This is a genomic window from Nocardia sp. NPDC051030, from assembly GCF_040683015.1.
In the GTDB taxonomy this organism is placed as follows: domain Bacteria; phylum Actinomycetota; class Actinomycetes; order Mycobacteriales; family Mycobacteriaceae; genus Nocardia.
On the sequence record NZ_JBFBCD010000013.1, the window covers coordinates 44165 to 62394 of the forward strand.

Annotated in this window: 11 protein-coding genes, 1 tRNA gene and 1 pseudogene; 9 read left to right on the top strand and 4 right to left on the bottom strand. The window is 67.4% G+C overall.

Annotated elements, in window-relative coordinates; all coding sequences use genetic code 11:
* Positions 1 to 62: 62 nt before the first annotated feature.
* Complete coding sequence (locus AB0N05_RS35770) at positions 63 to 9416, bottom strand: fatty acid synthase subunit beta domain-containing protein (protein ID WP_364702624.1); 9354 nt, start codon at positions 9414 to 9416, stop codon at positions 63 to 65.
* A 389-nt stretch (positions 9417 to 9805) separates the two neighbouring features.
* Between AB0N05_RS35770 and AB0N05_RS35775 the strand changes: the two genes are divergently transcribed.
* Positions 9806 to 9887: transfer RNA gene (locus AB0N05_RS35775), tRNA-Leu, on the top strand.
* Positions 9888 to 10088: 201 nt separating this feature from the next.
* Here AB0N05_RS35775 and AB0N05_RS35780 read toward each other — a convergent pair.
* Entirely contained in the window at positions 10089 to 11327 is a 1239-nt protein-coding gene (locus tag AB0N05_RS35780) for an alpha/beta hydrolase fold domain-containing protein (protein ID WP_364702627.1), read from the bottom strand.
* A 109-nt stretch (positions 11328 to 11436) separates the two neighbouring features.
* Here AB0N05_RS35780 and AB0N05_RS35785 point away from each other — a divergent pair, with 109 nt between their 5' ends.
* Genes AB0N05_RS35785 through AB0N05_RS35795 form a run of 3 tightly spaced genes read left to right on the top strand, consistent with a single transcriptional unit; the run spans position 11437 to position 13994 of the window.
* On the top strand, positions 11437 to 11868 hold the full coding sequence (locus AB0N05_RS35785; protein ID WP_364702630.1) for an alpha/beta hydrolase fold domain-containing protein: 432 nt from the start codon (positions 11437 to 11439) through the stop codon (positions 11866 to 11868).
* A gap of 15 nt (positions 11869 to 11883) precedes the next feature.
* Positions 11884 to 13119, top strand: a complete 1236-nt coding sequence (locus tag AB0N05_RS35790) for an FAD-dependent monooxygenase (protein ID WP_364702633.1) — start codon at positions 11884 to 11886, stop codon at positions 13117 to 13119.
* 26 nt (positions 13120 to 13145) lie between these two features.
* Positions 13146 to 13994, top strand: coding sequence for an alpha/beta hydrolase (locus AB0N05_RS35795; protein ID WP_364702636.1), 849 nt, complete (start codon positions 13146 to 13148; stop codon positions 13992 to 13994).
* Between the two features lie 91 nt (positions 13995 to 14085).
* On the opposite strand, the gene AB0N05_RS35800 is transcribed toward AB0N05_RS35795, so the two are convergent.
* Positions 14086 to 15060 (bottom strand): hypothetical protein, encoded by a 975-nt coding sequence (locus tag AB0N05_RS35800; protein WP_364702639.1) that lies wholly within the window; start codon positions 15058 to 15060, stop codon positions 14086 to 14088.
* A gap of 343 nt (positions 15061 to 15403) precedes the next feature.
* Between AB0N05_RS35800 and AB0N05_RS35805 the strand changes: the two genes are divergently transcribed.
* Both AB0N05_RS35805 and AB0N05_RS35810 read left to right on the top strand, forming a co-directional pair.
* Positions 15404 to 15550, top strand: a complete 147-nt coding sequence (locus tag AB0N05_RS35805; protein ID WP_364702641.1) for a hypothetical protein — start codon at positions 15404 to 15406, stop codon at positions 15548 to 15550.
* A gap of 58 nt (positions 15551 to 15608) precedes the next feature.
* Positions 15609 to 15851 (top strand): annotated as a pseudogene (locus AB0N05_RS35810) (type II toxin-antitoxin system VapC family toxin); the annotation flags it as partial.
* A gap of 36 nt (positions 15852 to 15887) precedes the next feature.
* On the opposite strand, the gene AB0N05_RS35815 reads toward AB0N05_RS35810, so the two are convergent.
* Positions 15888 to 16622, bottom strand: coding sequence for a fused MFS/spermidine synthase (locus AB0N05_RS35815; RefSeq protein WP_364702643.1), 735 nt, complete (start codon positions 16620 to 16622; stop codon positions 15888 to 15890).
* A 121-nt stretch (positions 16623 to 16743) separates the two neighbouring features.
* Here AB0N05_RS35815 and AB0N05_RS35820 point away from each other — a divergent pair, with 121 nt between their 5' ends.
* From AB0N05_RS35820 to AB0N05_RS35830, 3 genes are all read left to right on the top strand, one after another.
* Positions 16744 to 17127: a thioesterase family protein gene (locus AB0N05_RS35820; RefSeq protein ID WP_364702645.1), complete on the top strand. Its 384-nt coding sequence runs from the start codon at positions 16744 to 16746 to the stop codon at positions 17125 to 17127.
* The gene (locus tag AB0N05_RS35825) at positions 17127 to 17519 is read left to right on the top strand and encodes an acyl-CoA thioesterase (protein WP_364702646.1); all 393 of its coding nucleotides are present in this window, start codon (positions 17127 to 17129) and stop codon (positions 17517 to 17519) included. Before AB0N05_RS35820 ends, AB0N05_RS35825 begins: the two co-directional genes overlap by 1 nt.
* A gap of 108 nt (positions 17520 to 17627) precedes the next feature.
* Complete coding sequence (locus AB0N05_RS35830) at positions 17628 to 18050, top strand: DUF4189 domain-containing protein (RefSeq protein WP_364702648.1); 423 nt, start codon at positions 17628 to 17630, stop codon at positions 18048 to 18050.
* Positions 18051 to 18230: the final 180 nt, after the last annotated feature.

Sequence of the window (18230 nt, forward strand, 5' to 3'; positions counted from 1 at the left end):
ACCAGCGGAGCCTACGTTTCCGGAGGCTCCGCTGGTCGGCGATTCAGTTGTGCCGCTTAGGGCTACTGGCAGGCGGGGCCCTTCGGCACCGCGACGTACACGGCGTCCTCACCCAGGCGAGCCTGCGGCGAGAGCAGGGTGTCGGCCTCGAGTTGGCGGGACTTCTTGGCGGGGGTGCCGTCGCCGCCGAAGCGACGGTCGGCCGGGCGCTCGTAGAGGGGTGCGCCACCGCACATGGCCTCGGTGAGGCGCTGGCGTCCGGCGAGCTGACGCTCCTCGGCGCGACGCTGGTAGGACTCGCGCTGCTCCGGATCCAGGGCCTCGACGAAGGCCTGCGGGTGCACGACCGCGAGCAGGCCGGACACGTGGCCGAAGCCGAGCGAGGTGACCAGACCGGCCTTGAGCGGGAAGCGATCTCCCACCTTCAGCGCCTCGCGCAGCCACACCAGGTGCGGGTACTGGCGCATCTTCTCGTCCACGCAGTCGAGGCTGCGGTTGGGCGGGATGACGCCCTGCTCGAGGACCTGGCAGAGGCCGATCAGCTGGAAGGCCGCCGCGCCGCCCTTGGCGTGACCGGTGAGGGACTTCTGCGAAACCACGAACAGCGGAGCGCCTTCCGAGCGGCCGATGGCCGTGGCGAGGCGTTCGTGCAGCTCGGACTCGTTGGGATCGTTTGCGGCGGTGGAGGTGTCGTGCTTGGACACCACCGCGATCTCATCCGGGCTCACGCCGAGCTTGCGAAGCTCCTTGGCCAGCTTGGACTCCGGCCCGCCGCGACCCGCGCCGAGGGCACCGAGACCCGGGGCCGGGATCGAGGTGTGCACGCCGTCCGCGAAGGACTGGGCGTAGGCCACCACGCCCAGCACCGGCAGGCCCATCTCGACCGCGACACTGCCGCGGGCGAGCAGAACCGTTCCGCCACCCTGTGATTCGACGAACCCGCCACGGCGGCGGTCATTGGCCCGCGAGAAATAGCGGTCGCTGATGCCCTTGGCGGACATGACCGCCGAGTCGGCGGTGGCGGACATATCGCCGAAGCCCACGATGCCCTCGATGCCGAGGTCGTCGTAGCCACCGGCCACCACCAGGTCGGCCTTGCCGAGGCGGATCTTGTCCACGCCCTCCTCGACCGAGACCGCGGCCGTGGCGCAGGCCGCGACCGGGTGGATCATGCCGCCGTAAGAGCCGACGTAGCTCTGAACCACATGCGCCAGAGCGACGTTCGGCAGCGCCTCCTGAAGGATGTCGTTGGCGCGCGGCTCACCGAGCAGGTTGTCGATGTACAGCGAGCGCATGGAGGACATGCCGCCCATGCCGGTGCCCTGCGTATTGGCGACCAGTGACGGGTGCACCCACTTCATGAGCTCGGCCGGGCTGAAGCCGGAGCTGAGGAACGCGTCCACGGTGCAGACGATGTTCCACAGCGCCACGCGGTCGATGGATCCGGCCATATCGGCGGAGATGCCCCACTTGGTGGGATCCCAGCCGGTGGGGATCTGGCCGCCGACGGTGCGCGACAGCTTGATCTTGCGCGGGACGCGAATCTCGGTGCCCGCCTTGCGAATCACCTGCCAGTCGCCCGAACCCTCGACCGGCGTGATGACGGTCTGCTCGGGGTTGGAGGCGTAGAAGGCGCGGGCCTCGGCCTCGGTATTGACGACGAAGGACAGATCCTTGTCGATGAACACCGAGGTGAGCAGCGGCACCGCATTGTCGATCATGGCACCGTCGTCGCCGTAGCGCCGCACGCCGCAGCGCTCCACCACGGTGTCGTGGTAGCGCTCGGCCAGCTCGGATTCGTCCACGTAGTCACCGGATTCGGTGTCGTACCAACCGGCCTTGGGCTCGTTCTCCCAGGTGACCAGGCCGGTGCTCCACGCGAGTTCGAGCACGCCGGACGCCGACAGCTCGTCGGAGACCTCCATCTCGAAGCGGGTGCGCGCGGAACCGTAGGGGCCGAGCTCGCCCGCGCCGACGATGACGACCATATCGTCGAGATCGGCTGTCACCGAACCCCATTCGGGGGTAGGCAGCTTGGAGGACAGGGTCGGCGGGGCGGGCAGCGCCGCGATGGTGGCGTGGCCGTCCTCGACCTCCTCCGCGGCCTTGGCCTCGGCCTGCTCGCGCGCTTCGCGAGCCAGTTCCGGCAGATCCAGCTTGGCCCCGGCGAGCCCGCCGGTGAGGTCGATCTGCTGCGGTCCGGCCGCGGTCACGATGCGGGCCCGCGAGGTGCACCACTTGAGCAGCTCGTCGGCCATCTGCGCGGTGGACCAGGTGTGCACGCCCGCCTTCTCGACGGCCTCGACCAGCGGGTCGTTACCGCCCATGAGGCCGGTGCCGCGCACCCAGCCGATCAGCGCGTGCACCAGGGTGACCCGCTGCGCCCAGGACTTCTCGGCCCGCCACTTGGTGACGACCGCGTCGAGGGCGGCCTTGGACTCGCCGTACGCGCCGTCGCCGCCGAACATGCCGCGGTTGGGCGAACCCGGAAGCACCACATGCAGTTTCGCTTCGACATCGTGCTCCGCGCCCAGCTTGGACAGACCGCCGATGAGGCGCTCCACCGACCAGAGCAGCACCCGCATCTCCATTTCGGCGCGGGCACCGGCATCGGAGAGATCACCGGCCACACGCGGCGCGGCGAACGGCAGCAGCAGGGTGGGGGTCATCGCCTCCTTGACGAGAATCTTTGCGCCACCGGCATTGTCGACCTGTTCGTTGCCGACCCAGTCGATGAGCGCGTCGATATCGGTGTAGGAGGCCATATTCGCGGGCACCACCCAGAGGGAAGCGCCATTGCGGGCGTTCTCGCGGTACAGCTGCTTGTAGAAGCCGACCCGGTCGTCATCCAGCTTGGAGGTGGTGACGATGACCGTCGCGCCGCCCGCGAGCAGTCGGCCGGTGGCCGCCGCCGCGATGGAACCCTTACTGGCACCGGTGATCACGGCGATATCGTCGGACCAGACGCCGGGATCCTCGGTGCTGAGCGCGGCCTCGGCGATCTGACCGTAGAGTCCGGCCAGCACGGAGCGGGCCTCGCTCTTGGCGCGTTCCCGCCACCAGTTGGCCTGCACCGCAACGGCTTCCCCGGCACCGACATATCCGTCGACCGGAAGCTCGGCGATACCGGTGTCGTCGCCCAGCCACAGCCGCGCGAGATCCTCACGGGCCGAGGCCCAGCGGTCATCGATGAGCAACGCCTTCTTGGCGTCGAAGGCCGGTGCGACGAGTCGCGGCCAGTCCGTGCCGAGTTCGGCGGACACCAGGTCGATCAGGGAGTCGTCGGAGGCCTCCGGCGCGGACACCTGCTCGACGTGGCCGAGCTGCTCGAGGATCACCCGGGCGGTCTGCGCCAGCACGCCATCGCGGCCGGTGATCTGCTCGGTGAACTCGCCCAGCGCGGCGGCATCGACGGTCGCGCCGCCACCGCCACCGGCGGATGGCATGGACACCGCGACGCCACGGCGCGCGGCCACGGCCTGCACGGCGGAGTCGATGGCGGCATCCACGGCGGCACCGTCATTCAGGCCACCGGAGACGAGCCCGCCCAGGTCTCCGCCGCGGACGCTGGCGCCCTCACGGGTGCCGAGCGAAACCTCCGCGGTGACATGGGAAGCCCAGCCATCGCCCAGATCCCAGACCTTCTTGACGCGTTCGGCGATCGCGCCGGGGCGCTTGCCGGACGGGCCGAAGACCTTGCGCAGGTGGTCGCCGATGGCGTCGGAGAGCACCGAGCCGAACGGCTTGTAGGTGCGGGCCAGACGGTCGACGGTATTGGACAGCGCGCCCATATCGGCGTCGGCCGCACCGTCGATGGCACCCAGCGAGAGTTCCGCGCCGAGGTCGACCAGGAGCTGGTTACGACGCGAGGAGACGCCGTCGCACAGGCCCTCGATGGTGTCCACCGGGCCGATCTGGTCCATACGCAGCTTGGTCCACAGCGCGATGAGCACGCGGGTGGCATCGGCCGCGGCGAACGCGATGTCGTCCGGACGCGGGCCGCCGGAAGGTGCGGCGGCCGGAGCCGCAGCAGGCGCGGCAGCAGCCGGAGCCGTTGCGCCGGAAGCGGTCTCGGCCGGAGCCTCCTCCGGCTCGTCCACCGCCGCGGGATCGGTATCGGTGGAGTACACGATGCCGGACTCACGCTCGATATTGAGCACCTCGACCACCGCGTTCGAGAACTGCGGCAGCTTCAGCGTATTGCTGGCCAGGTTGGCGACGGTCGGCGTTGCGGCCAAACCGATTTCGACGAATCGCTCGACTCCGAGGCCACCGTGCTCGGCATCGGTGAAGAGCAGGTCCTGGGTCTCGATCCAGCGCACCGGGCTGGCGAACTGCCAGGCGAGGAGTTCGACCAGGACCACGCGGCACAGATCGGTCGGCCGGGCCGCCCAATCCTCGAAGTCGGCCAGGACCTCGGCGAGGGGCTCGGAGGGCACCAGATCCGCGATCTCCTGGATGAATTCGCGATCCAGGGTGAACGGCTTGGGCACCAGGTTCGGAACATAGCGTCCGACAAGGAGTTCCGGGTGCAGGTCGGCGGGCAGCAGGCCCTCCAGCTTGGTGCGGAACTCCGGCACACCGGCGCGCAGCACGGTGGAGTGGAACGGCACGTCGATGCCCGGGATGAGCACGAACGCCCGCTTGCCACCGAATTCGGCACGGCGACGCTCGATTTCGGTTTCGAGGGCCTCGAGACCCTTGACCGTGCCCGCGATGGCGTACTGCGAGCCGCGCAGGTTCAGGTTCACGACCTCGAGGAACTCACCGGCCTTGGCGCCGATGGTGGCGACGAAGTCGACCACGGCGGCGTCCGGCACATTGATCTGTGAGGGCCGGATGGCAGCCATCCGGAAGTTGCTGCGGCCCAGCGCATCACGCGGAACCAGCTCGTGCATGGCCGATCCGCGCTGGAACACCACCTCGAGCACCGCGTGCAGCGGCAGCACACCGGCGACCGCGGACAGCGCGTTGTACTCGCCGACCGAGTGTCCGGCCATGATCGCGCCCTCGATGAACGCGCCCGCCTCACGCAGTTCGGCGACCTGTGCGACACCGAGGGTCGCCATGGCGACCTGGGTGAACTGGGTCAGGTGCAGCACGCCCTGCGGGTGCCGGTATTCGACGCCCCGGGCCTTGAGGTAGGTCGGGTTGTCGCGGACCACGGCCAGGATGGAGAAGCCGAGCGCGTCGCGGGTGTGCTTGTCCGCGTCGTCCCAGATCGCCTTGGCGGCCTTGGACCGGGTGCGCGCGTCCAGACCCATCCCCTTGGTCTGAATGCCCTGTCCCGGGAAGGCGTACACGGTCTTCGGGGCGGCGACGCGACCCGTTGCGGTCATGACGAGGTCGCCCTCGATGCGGCAGGAGACCTCGATGATCTCGCTGCCCTGGTCCACCGCGACCCGCTCGACGCGCACATCGATCTGCGCGCCCGGGCGGACCATGCCGAGGAAGCGGGTGGTCCACGCGGTCAGGGTGCGCGGCGGCACCTTGTCGTTCAGGTCGATGGCCGATACCGCGTGCTGCGTGGCGGCCGAGAGCCACATGCCGTGCACGATCGGATTGCCCAGACCGGCCAGCTTGGCGGCGTTCTCGCTGGTGTGGATGGGGTTGTGATCGCCGGAGACCTGCGCGAAGGCGGCCATGGCGCGCGGCGCGGTCAGGGTGACATCGCGACGGCGGCGACGCGGGGTGTCGGTGGCCTGCTCGCTCAAAGTGCCTGCGGCGCGGGCAGGATCGGTGAGCTCGGCCGCGCCGGTGCGGCCGCGAATGGCGAACCGCTCGGTGAGGCGCGCGATGGTGGGCATGGTCATGCCGGTTTCCGGCTTGTCCAGCATGCCGCTGATCCGGACCCGCACCTCGACCACGCGACCGAGGTCGGTGTCGAGGGTCTCGCCCGCTTCGGCGCGGACCGCGAGGACGCTCGCACCATCCGGCAGTGCGCCGACGAGCTCGATCTGGTGGTCGAGGTGAACCAGGTCCAGCATGCCCTCGATGACGCTGTGCGCATCGGCGGTGCGGGTCGAACCCAGGACCGCGAAAACGGCGGGCCAGCAAGCGCCCACGAGCACATCGGGGACGGTGCGGCCGATGGTGCTGAGCGCGTCCGGCAGGCCGGAGCCGGTGACACCGGCGTGATCGGCGATCAGATCCGGGGTCCAGGCCAGATTGACGTGTGCGACCTGCACGCCGTCCACGGTCTTGACCTCGGGCAGCGACTGACCGGCGGCGACGGCCAGCAGCGCCGACATGGCGGCGTCGGCATCGGCCTCGGTGACGACCGGCGCACCGCCGTTGTAGACGGACACCGGAACGGTGATGCGAATCCGCACCGCGTCCTTTGAATCAGACCCTGTGCGGCCGAGCAGCGGAACCGTCAATTCCACATAGGCGTGGTCGTTTTCGGGCCCCTCGGTGGCGGCCAGGGTGGCTCCCGTGGGCGGGTGAATCGCACCCTTACCGTTCAAGGTCCACTCGTCCAGGTCGCCGAGGCGGTGGATCGGGTTGACAGCGGTGCGCCCGGCCCACTGCACATCGGGGGCGGCGAGCACGATATCGATCGCACCGGAGGTGACATCGACGCGGCGACGACCATCCACGGCGGCCGGGACGACGCCCGAGCGCACCAGGGAGTACGCGGTGTCCTGTTCGAAGCGGTCCAGGAGTTCCCCGACCGGCTCGTCCACGCGGGTGATACCGGCGACGGCCACGGTGCCCGGAATGACGCACACCTGATCGGCCGAGTAACGCGGATCATGCGCCTGCCACAGCGAATCCGAGCGCCACCAGCGGCGCACATCGCCGTCCACGACGGGCACGAAGTTGACCGGCTTGCCGGGGGTCTTGCACAGCGAGACGAAGAACGGGACGTCGGCCGGGTGCAGGATGGCCTCGGCGGCGGCCGGGTAGGTCTCCTTCAGCGTGCAGATGGCCTGCACCGGAGCCTCGAAGGCGGAGTCGTCGGCGAACAGGGTCTCGATCGCGCCGCGGTCGGCCGGGTTGAGGCGGGATTCGGTGCGGCGCACCATGTCCGCGAACCGGTCGCGCCAGGTGATGTCCAGCCACACCGAGCTGGTGGCATCGGCGATGGCGTCGGTGAAGTCGCCGCCGCAGTCGAAGTCCTTGCGCCGGTCGAGGCCGACGGCGAGCTCGACGTAGCGCTCGAGCCATTCCAGGTAGGTCATGGTGGCGACATCGCCGAAGTACGGCTTGGCGGTGCGGTCCAGGGCGGTGATGATCTCGTCGCGGCGCTTGGCCACGGCCTCGGCGTCACCGGCGACCTCATCGAGCAGGCGGCCGGTACGCGAAGCGGCATTGTCGATCTCGTGGATGTCCGCGCCGAGCTGGCTGCGGCCCGAGGCCATGCCGCCGGTGGCGGTGCCCGCGCCGACCCAGTCCGGGGTGCCGGGGGTGTCGACCAGCAGCTGCTTGACCTCGGGTGCGGTGGTGGCCTCGAGGGTCGCCATGGCGGCGGTGCCGACCAGCACGCCGTCGAGCGGCATGACCGGGTAGTCGTAGGTCTGTGACCAAGTGCCGGTGAGGTATTCGGTGGCGCGCTCGGGGGTGCCGATGCCGCCGCCGACGCAGACGATCACATTATTGCGGTTGCGCAGCTCGGCATAGGTCTCGAGCAGCAGGTCGTCGAGGTCTTCCCAGGAGTGGTGGCCACCGGCGCGGCCGCCCTCGATATGCATGATGACCGGGTAGCCGGGGACCGAGTCGGCAATGCGCAGCACGGCCCGGATCTGGGCGACGGTGCCGGGCTTGAACGCGACGTGGGTGATGCCCGCCTCGGTGAGCTCCTCGATCAGCGCGACGGCTTCCTCGAGCTCCGGAATACCGGCGGTGACGATGACGCCGTCGAAAGGCGCACCGGCGGAACGGGACTTCTGCACCAGGCGCTTGCCGCCCAGCTGGAGCTTCCACAGGTAGGGGTCCAGGAACAGCGAGTTGAACTGCACCGCGCGACCCGGCTGCAGCAGCTGCTTGAGCTCCTCCACACGGTCGGCGAAGATCTGCTCGGTGACCTGACCGCCACCTGCCAGCTCGGCCCAGTGGCCCGCATTGGCCGCGGCCGCAACGATTTTCGCGTCGACCGTGGTGGGGGTCATGCCCGCCAGCAGGATGGGCGAACGGCCGGTGATGCGGGTGAACGCGGTCTCGACGACGACGCGGCCATTGGGCAGGCGCACCGGCTTCGGCGCGAACGAGGCCCACGCGGGGGCGACCTCGGGGGCGGCACCGGGGGTGAACAGGCTGCGCTGGCCCGTGCGGGTGGAGGCGGCGAGCGCGCCGACGCCGGTGCCCTTGAGCGAGCCCGAGGTGAGGCGGGTCAGCAGGTCGCCGGGACCGAGGTCCAGGATCCACTGCGCGCCACCGGCGACGGTCTCGTCCACGATGGCGACCCAGTCGATGGGATCGACCAGCACTTCCTGCGCGAGGACGGCCCCCAGCTCGGCATCGAGGCCGCACTGTCCGGCCCAGGCGCGGACCATGTCGACGGTGTCGGCGAGCGCCGGGTGGTGGAAGGCGACCTCGACCGGGATGTCCTCGAACACCGGCGCGAAGACCGAACCGCCGCGCTTCTTGGTATCCCGTTCGCGGGATTGTTCGTCATGAATCTCGCTGCAGCGCTGGCGAACTCGATCCAGCTGCGCGATCGGGCCGGACAACACGGCGCGGCGACGGCCATTGCGAATGGAGAGCACGGCGGCCTTCTCGGGGGCGACGCCCGCCGAGACCTGGTCGATGACGGCCTGCAACTTCTCCGGGGCGACATTGGAGACGGCGACCATGGGCGACTTCTCGCCGATCGGCATCAAGCCGCGACGACGCGCGACCAAACCGGCCGCGGCACCGATCAACTGGGCCAGGGCGAGCAGTTCGGCATCGCGCTGCCCGTGCGCCTCGGCGGCGACGGCGGCAATGCGGCCCTGCGAATGTCCGACGACGGCGGCCGGGGGCTGCGCCACGATGTCCAGGCCCTGCAACCGCAGCGCACGCAGCGCGGCCACCTGGGTCAGGAACACGCCGGGCATGGAGACGGCGGCGGAACGCAGTACCTGCGCGGACGGCGCCGCCGACACCTCCCCCTGGTCCTCGTCGGTGATGTCGTCCTCGAGCATCCAGCCGACCGGGTCGAAGCCGACCGGGCGCACCACGAGCAGCTGTGCCGCAACGGGTTCCAGCATTTGCGCGGCCTCATTGACCAGCGCCGTGAGCTCGGGTTCGAGCGCGCTGTCGCGGCCGATCTCCTCCAGCTCGCTCAGCCACTGCGCCCCCTGCCCGCCGAATGCGAGGGCGTACGGCACGCCCCCCAGCAACCGGTCCAGCAGCGACGACCTGACTCCACTTTCCCGGTTCTTCCGCGCCATCCTGGCCTTGGATCCGGTCCCGGTGCTCTCATTGATCGTCAAGACGTTCGACTTCCTTCTCCTGGCGGCCCGCCCCCACAGGACGGGGCCGCGCTCACGGTGCGCAGGTGTTCCTCCGGCCATCTGGCCCTGGTAGACGCCGAGGATTCCACAAAATCATGAGGTTCTCCTCATGTTTGTGTTTCGTCCTGATGCCTACTCCGGAGTATTTCCGCACGCCCGTACCAGAACGTTCAGAAACATGACCCTCCCTCATGTTTGAACCACCTGGTGAGGCCGGTTACACCGGTGAAGGAAATATGAGGCCCCCTCACATTGCCGTTTATCAAATCGTTATAGTCCCTGGTAGGGTTACCGACCAGTACGCCACGATCCCCCGGTGCTTCGTGATCCTCGTTCGGCCCGGTAAAGTTTGGACGGTCGTACCGTTAGCGCGAGTGGCGAAATTGGCATACGCGCCAGATTTAGGTTCTGGTGTCCTCGGACGTGCGGGTTCAAGTCCCGCCTCGCGCACAAGTAATCCGACGAGGTTCGCGAACCTCGCGGGACCCCGCCCATCTGCGAACCAATGGTTCGCCAGGCGCGATCACGACACACCCGCAACTCGCGGGCAACCCATGAATCGATCACCCGCTCAGGCGCTTTCGCGCACAGTCTTGCACCGACTCCGACAGTGAGTGCACAGCCACTCACACGACGGCCCGTAGGACGGACCTAAGCGCTGGGCCGAATACGCGGGTGGGCGTGATTGTCGTCGGTGTGGTCTTGGATGAAGCGGCCTGCGGCGCGGAGGGCGTCGGCGGCTTCGGGGAGGAAGGACCAGAAGATGTGGAAGTTGTGGGTATCCACGGGGTAGAGCTCCACATTGACGGGCACATCGTGGGCGCGGGCGTGATCTGCGAGCCTGTGCGCGTCGATCAGGCGGTCATCGCCGGTACTGGCCTGGATGAGTAGGGGTGGTAGACCGGTCAAGGCGGCCAGCAGCGGGGCCACGAGGGGGCTGTCCGCGGGATATCCGGCCAGATAGTCGCCGATAACGCGCCGACGGAATCGGGCCACCATGACGGTCTGCGGAGGTTCGGGTGCGGGCTCCGGGTGCGGGGAAAATTGCAGATCGATGCTGGGACAAAGCAATACCGCCGCAGCGGGCATCGGCAGCTGTTCCTCCCTGATCCGCAGCAAGGTGCACAGGGTCAGGTGGGCCCCGACCGAATCGCCGGTCAAGGTGATTCGGCTGGGATCGGTGCCGGACTCCAGCAGCCAGCGGTAGCCGCGCAAGGCATCCTCGACCGCGGCCGGATAGGGGTGCTCGGGTGCGAGACGGTAGTCGAGGACGAGAGTGGTGGTATTGGCCGCGACAGTCAGCGCACCCGCGAGCGCGCGATAGCCGAAGGCGGATCCGGCTATATAGCCGCCACCGTGCAGATAGAGCACGGTCCCGGCATCGGGGCTCGCGGGTGTCAACAGCAGACTCGACACCCCGCCCGCGGTGACCGGCCGGATCGAGATCTCCGGCGGTGCCGGGAATTGCGCGTGCAGATCCTCGTATGCCGTACGCATTGCGTGTAGTTCGGGGTCGGCCGCACCGACGAGCTCCCAGTAGCGGGTGATGCGAGCCAGCAGTTCTCCACCGACCGCTCGCGTCGCCACCACCGCCTCGTCCATCGCCTCGAGGATGCGGCGGGCTCGGTCCAGCAGCGCCTCGCCCGCCAGGGTGAGTTCCACCTGATGGGTGGTGCGGCGCAGCAGATCACAGCCGATGAGTCGTTCCAGCGCGCGAATCTGCCTGCTCAGGGCGGGCTGCGAAACGTAGAGTCGGGTGGCGGCCCGGCCGAAGTTGAGTTCCTCGGCCACCGTGACGAACGCCCGCAGGTGACGCAGTTCGATAGCGTCCGGTGCTGTGGGCAGCTGGGTCGGTGCGACGGACACGTGCTCGTCCGGCTGGGAACTCATCTGAGCAGTATTGCCGACCCACCGCGCCCGTGGTCATGCCGTACTCGCAAGACTGCCATGCGCATTCGGACCTTCCCCGCCGTACGCCCGGGCTGCCAACGTTGGGCCCATGCCTTCCTCACCAACGCCGTGCCGGGTCGCCGAGCTGCACCTGCGCAGCGCCGTCGAAGGCCGGAGCGCCAGGGTCTATTGGCCCGGTCCCACCGGCCCGCCGACGCGGCCGCTGCTGCTGCAATTCGAGATCGGCGGCTTGGAAGCGGCGGACGATTTCGACGCATTCTGCCGAAGACTGTGCCGCAGACACGATTTCGTCGTGTTGGCGGTGCGCTACGGCCCGCGTTCCGGACCGCATCCGGCGATCGTCTCCGATGCGATGCACGCCCTGGAGTGGGCCGCCGACCACGGGGCCACACTCGACGCCGACCCGGCCCGACTGCACGTCGAGGGCCGCGGCGCGGGCCGCGCTCTCGCCGAATCGGTCCGCCGCCTCGCTCGTGAATACGGCTGGCCGCCCGTCCTACCGCCACTGTCCTTTCGCTGACTTCAGGAGATTCCCATGCACCACAACACGATTCATCACAGCATTCTGATCTCCGGCGCGAGCATCGCCGGGCTGACGCTCGCCCACTGGCTCGGCCGGTACGGATTCGAGGTGACCGTCGTGGAACGAGCGCCCGCACCTCGTCCCGGCGGCCAGGCCGTGGATCTGCGCGGCGTGGCCAAGGAGGTGGCCGAGCGGATGGGTGTGTTGCCCGCCATCGAACGAGCGCGGGTGCACGAGCGCGGACTCGCCTATGTCGATGCCGCCGGTAAGTGGAAGGCGAGCATGGCCGCGGAACTGTGGGATGGCGAGGGCGCGGTCGCCGAGATCGAGATCCTGCGCGGCGATCTCACCGATATTCTGCACGCGTCCGCTCGCAATGGCGTCGAGTACCTGTTCGATGATTCGATCACCGAACTTCGGGAAACATCCGATGGCGTCGTGGTCGACTTCCAGCGCACCGCATCCCGCGTCTTCGACCTGGTCGTGGGTGCCGACGGCCTGCACTCGAACGTGCGCAAGCTGGCGTTCGGACCCGAATCCGAATTCGTCCACCACCTGGGTGCGTACCTGGCGTACTTCACCGTGCCGGTCGAGGGGCTGCAGCTCGAAGACTGGTTCCTCATGCACAACGCACCCGGCGGCCTGCTCGCCGCGATCCGTCCCGAGGGGCCGAACAGCGCCAAGGCCATGTTCGGCTTCACGGCGACCGATCTGGTCTACGACCGCCACGACCAGGCGGGCCAGCAGCGGATTCTGCGCGAGCGGTTCGCTGAGATGGGTTGGCACACACCGCGATTGCTGAGTTCGATGGATCAGGCGCCGGACTTCTTCTTCGACAGCATCAGTCAGGCCCGCATCGATCAATGGTCACGCGGACGTGTCGTGCTGATCGGGGACGCGGGGTATTGCGGCTCACCGCTGTCGGGCAACGGAACCGCCATGGCGATGGTCGGAGCGTATGTCCTGGCCGGGGAGTTGGCTCGAAGCCGCGACGACTATTCGACCGCGTACGCCCGTTATCAGGAAGTACTGCGCCCCTACGTAACCGAATGCCAGAAGCTGCCGCCCGGCGGTGTCAACGGCTTCCTGCCCGCCGGTCGCGCCGCCATCGCCATCCGCAACCTGTCGGTGCGGGCGATGACCTCCGCACCATTGCGCGCACTGATGGCCAAGACGCTGCAGAAGGCCGACACCATCAGCTTGACGGATTACCGCGAATTCGAATCTGTTGCCGCCGAACACCGTTGAACGCTGAGCCACCACGGAGGAAAACCATGCCCTACTGCACCGCCGCCGACGGAACCGAACTCGCCTACGAGGACTACGGCACCGGCACGCCACTGGTATTCCTGGCGAGCTGGGCGCTCAACGCCGACATGTGGGAATACCAGGTCCCCTTCTTCGTCGAGCATGGGTACCGGTGTGTGCTGCTCGACCGGCGCGGTCACGGCCGTTCCGGTCGACCTGCGAGCGGCTACGACGCCGACACTCGCGCCGCCGACGTAGCCGCCGTGATCAACCACCTGGACCTGCGCGACATCACCCTGATCGCGCACTCGGCAGGCGGCGGCGAAGCCGTCCGCTACCTGGCCGGGCACGGGGGTGATCGGGTCGCCGGACTGGTGCTGATCGCCACCACACTGCCGTATCTCGAACTGACAGAAGACAATCCCGAGGGTGTGCCCGCCGCCCTATGCGATGCCACCGTCGCCGAGCTGCGACGCGACCGGCCGAACTGGTTCGCCCGCCGCGCCCAGGCCTATTTCGCCACCCAGTTCAATGCCGTGTCCCCGGCGATGGTCGACGATGAGGTCCGCCAATGCCTGTCGGCAGCCCCCTTTGCCCTCACCGCGGTGTGGCAGGCCACCTTCGCCACCGATTTCCGCCCCGACCTACGCGGCCTGACCCTGCCCACCCTCATCGTGCACGGTGGTGTCGACCAGTCCGCCGCGATCGACCGCACCAGCCGTCGAGTCGCGAAACTGCTGCCTCACGCCGACTTCCAGGAATACCCGACCGCCGGACACGGCCTCTACATCACCCACGCCGAGCAGCTGAACAACGATATCCACGAATTCCTCGTCAAGGGCGAGCGGAACCGCTCGACGCCGCGGAGACGATGATCGATACAAGCCAGGCGAAGACTTCTCCGGTGTTGGTCATCCAGTCGCCAACATTGAACGAGCCCATGGGAGTTGACCTTTCACGGTATGTTCAGAGCCCGGCGTCGGCGCGAATCTCGTCGCCGACGGCGGTCAGATCGCAGCTAGCGTCATTGCTGAGATTGCCTCCGGTGGAAATGATCTGCGCGAAGACCTTCTTGCAGTTCTGTTCTCCGAGTCCGGAGCTATTGGCCGCAATGGTGGAACCGCGCAGGATCAGCGTGCCCATCGACGGATTGAAGACGTCGGTGAGCTGATACGGGAGCGTGTCGAGATAGGCGGGGGCAATATTGATTCCGCCGCCGCCGTCGCTGGCGGAGTTGCGGATGACCGTCGAATCGATCAGCACGACCTGACCAATGCCGCGAATGTCGAGACCGCCGCCGCGACCAGCGAATCCCCCTGGCCGGTACCACCTTTGCGGGTTGGTCACACGATTGTCGGCAATGAGCGTCCGGGTAAAGGTGCAGGTGTTGTCGCAGCGGACTCCACCCGCCTCCCCGGAGGCGTTCCCGGTGACAATGCTGTCGGTCATGACGAGATCCGCGACGGGAATATTGAAAATCCCACCCCCGTAGTCGGCGGCATTGCCGGTGACGGTGACGTGGTCGAGCTTCAGCTTGCCGGAGTTGGCGATCCCGCCACCTCCGGTGTCATAGAAGGGGATCTCGTGCTGGGCCGCATTGCCGCCGGTAACCGTCAGGTTCGAGATCGACACGTGCGCGGTAGTGAGCATGACCCGATCAAGGTGATTGCCGTCGATAACGGTTTCGTCCTGACCGGCACCGGTGATCACGGTGTCGGAAGTGATGTCCAGATCCCCGGTCGTCGGGTCGATGAGCGGACCCATGGTGTTCAGAATGTTCGGCGGAACAGTCAGGGTGTAATGGCCCGGCGGCAGCACAATGGTGCTCCCCGGCCGCACGTTCGCCGCCTGCACAGCCGCCCGCAACGTACATTCCCCGGTGCGGTCCCGGCAGCGGCCGTCGAACGGGTCGACGGCCGCGCCGTCCGCGGTGGTGGTCACCACGAATACACCGCTCTGTGCAATCGAATCCGGTTCTGCCACAGCATGACTCGACACCAGAAAGGCACCACCGAGCACGGCGGCACTGAGAATTACGAAAGGCGAGATCCTCATCGACGTGCTCCCCACGAAGAACGGGAGTAACTACTACACCGATCGTTTTAGCAAGTGCAAGGCCCACACAGAGCCGGATTCACGCCGATCTTGCGAAGTGCACGAACCTTTTAGGCACACGGCACACCAAGGAACCGCCAGGCGACCTGCCCGAGCAGTACTGGACCGATGACTCCGAGCGATCCCGAAAGAGCTGTCTAGATTGGTCCTATTCATTCAGAATCTAGACATGGCCCTCAGTATCAAGCCCCCAGAAGCAAATCGGTTGGCGAGGGCGCTGGCAGCCATTCGACACAGATGCGCCACACTGCCCGTGATCGACAATCGCAGCGCCGACGAAATCATCAGCTACGACGAGCAAGGACTGCCGGTCTGACGGTGATCGTCACCTCCGCAGTCATTGCCATGCTGACGGACGAACCGGAGGCGGGCAGCATCGGGCCGCGGTAGACCTGATCGCGGTACACCCGGAACATGCGCACATGGCCCGGCTCGCGTACCGGAACTACGGGAAGAGGCGACATCCCGCCGCCCTGAACTACGGCGACTGTTTCTCCTACGCATTGTCCAAGGTCAGTGCCGAACCATTGCTGTTCAAGGGCAAGGACTTCCCACACACAGACGTCAGCACCGTGCCCCTGCCGGAGGTGGATTCGGCGGACAAGTCCGCCGAATGACCAGAGATTCCAGCGTCCAATCGAAGACCAGTGCCCTCACTCGGTGGTTCCGGCCTCCATGCGTGTCGGAGGCCATGCTTGCTCCACCTTCCGGTACAGCGCATCGAGGGGAAGCGGGACGCGGCTGGCGGCCAGGACCTGGTTGCCGACGTAGCCCGCGAATACGTCGCCGTCCAGGAGTGCCGTGTGGGGGAACATCGCATGAACCGCATCCAATTGGTGTGTGGTGCCGATGAGGTTCAGCAGGTAGACACCGCTGGGGCGCAAAACTCGGGCCGCTTGGGAGGTGAAGCCTGCGCCGAGAATGCCTGCTGCCATTCGCAGTCCTTCGAAGGCGTCCGCCACCACCACGTCGGCGGAAGCCGAAGGCAGCGTGGCGATCTCGGTCAGGCCGTCGCCGACTCGCACCTCGAGGCCGGGCACCGCGCGCAGCCCAAGGCGCTCGTCGACGAATTTCACCAAGGCCGCGTCGATTTCGAGAACCAGGTGCCGTGAACCCGGGCGGACGACGGCCAGATAGCGCGCCAAGGCCCCGGCCCCACCACCGACGTGCACCACATCCAGCGGCGCGTCGAAGGGTTCCAGCGCATCGATGACATAGGCCAGGTACCGGAGGTAATCCAGTTCGAGATGGGTCGGATCGTCCAGGTCGATGTACGACTGGGTGATGCCGTTGACCGTCAGCAGCCAGCCACCCGGCCGGTCCGGGTCGGCCTGCACCTCGGCGAGCCCCAACCCCACCTCACGCACCCCGGCAACCGGCCCCCGCACTGGACTCTCGCTGCCCGGTCTTTCCGGTGGATTTCCCATCACTCCATGATTCCCGCCGGACCGCGCGCTGTGGACCACGGCCCCTCCGCCCGGGGTGTTCGGCTCCTGATATGAATGCCGGATGGCTCGACACCTCTACCTGTGCCCGTTGCGCTGGTCCGACATGGATGCGGACGGGCATGTGCACAATGCGGCTCACCTGCGGTACCTGGAGGAATCGCGGATCGATCTGTTCTGGTCGCGGGAGTTCGGGGGGTCGAGTGTGGTGGCGCAGATGGATATCGATTACCTGACGCCATTGCGGTATCGGACGCAGCCGGTGCGGGTGGAGACGTGGGTGACCAAGGTCGGCGGGTCGTCGTTCACGCTGCAGCACGAGATACGGGATGGGGATGTGCTGTATTCGACCGCGACCTGCACGATGGTCGCCTTCGATCCGGAAACCCAGCGCTCCCGCAGGCTCGCGGACGCCGATCGTGAACTGCTGAAGGAACTGAACGACTGATGCACACCTACGACATCCAATTGCGCCGCACCGATATGGACGCCTTGGAGCACCTCAATAATGTGGTGTTCGCTCAGTATTTGGACGAGGCCCGGGCCGATCTGCTCGACCGGCACGAATCCGGTGCTGAGCCTTGGCGAGTCGTCGTCGCGAGCCAGCGGCTCACCTTCCGCATGCCGCTGGTGTTCCGCACGGAACCGGTGAGCGTGACCTCGGTGGTGGATCGCATAGGCAATACCTCGTTCACTCTTGTCCATGAGGTGCGCGATGACGCGCAGCTGTATCTCTCGGCCATTTCCACGCTGGTGGCGATACAGGATGGCATGCCCCGGCCGCTGACCGCCGCCGAGCGCGAATACCTTGGGACGCTGCGCAACTCCGAGAGCGACTAGTCTCGCCGGTGGCGCAAAAGACCTGGTAGGTCCGACCGGTCGGTGGGTTATACTCCTCACCGTTCGAGACCGCGAGTTGCGGTGTGCCACACCAACCGGGGGGCCGGAATGCTCTTTGCCAAACTCTCACGCTCGTCGAAACTGCTTGCCGCAGCAGGACTCATGGTCGGCCTGTCCACCGTGATGGCCGCTCCCGCCAATGCCTACTCGCCGAGCTGGGGCGCGATCGCCATCGGCAATAACTGGCGCAACTACGCGATCGTCACCGGCTACGGCAGCCAGGACGAGGCCAAGCAGGCCGCGGAATCCAAGTGCGGATACACCGACTGCGAGTGGAAGACCGTGTGGGACGGCGGCCGCGACGACAACCTCCGCTGCGGCGCGGCGGCCGTGACCTCGCGCGGACACTGGGGCTGGGGACGCGGAACCACCTCGGACGAGGCCGAAGAGGCAGCCCGCAATGACGCCGGACCGGGCGCGGGCGCGCAGGTCTCCGGCTGCGAGACCATCACCCGCGGCCCACAGAACTGATTCGATAGAAGAAGCTCCGCATGGCGTCAGCCTTGGTACCGCATATCGTCAGCCTGAAGCTCGCAAATCGGCAGATCCTGGATCCCTGGATGGCGACGCAATCTCGGTTCCCGAGTAACCGCCGGGCCGAAGATGCTTGCGGTTCCGGTCAGCGCATTGTGAGAACCCCTGCACCCTGAT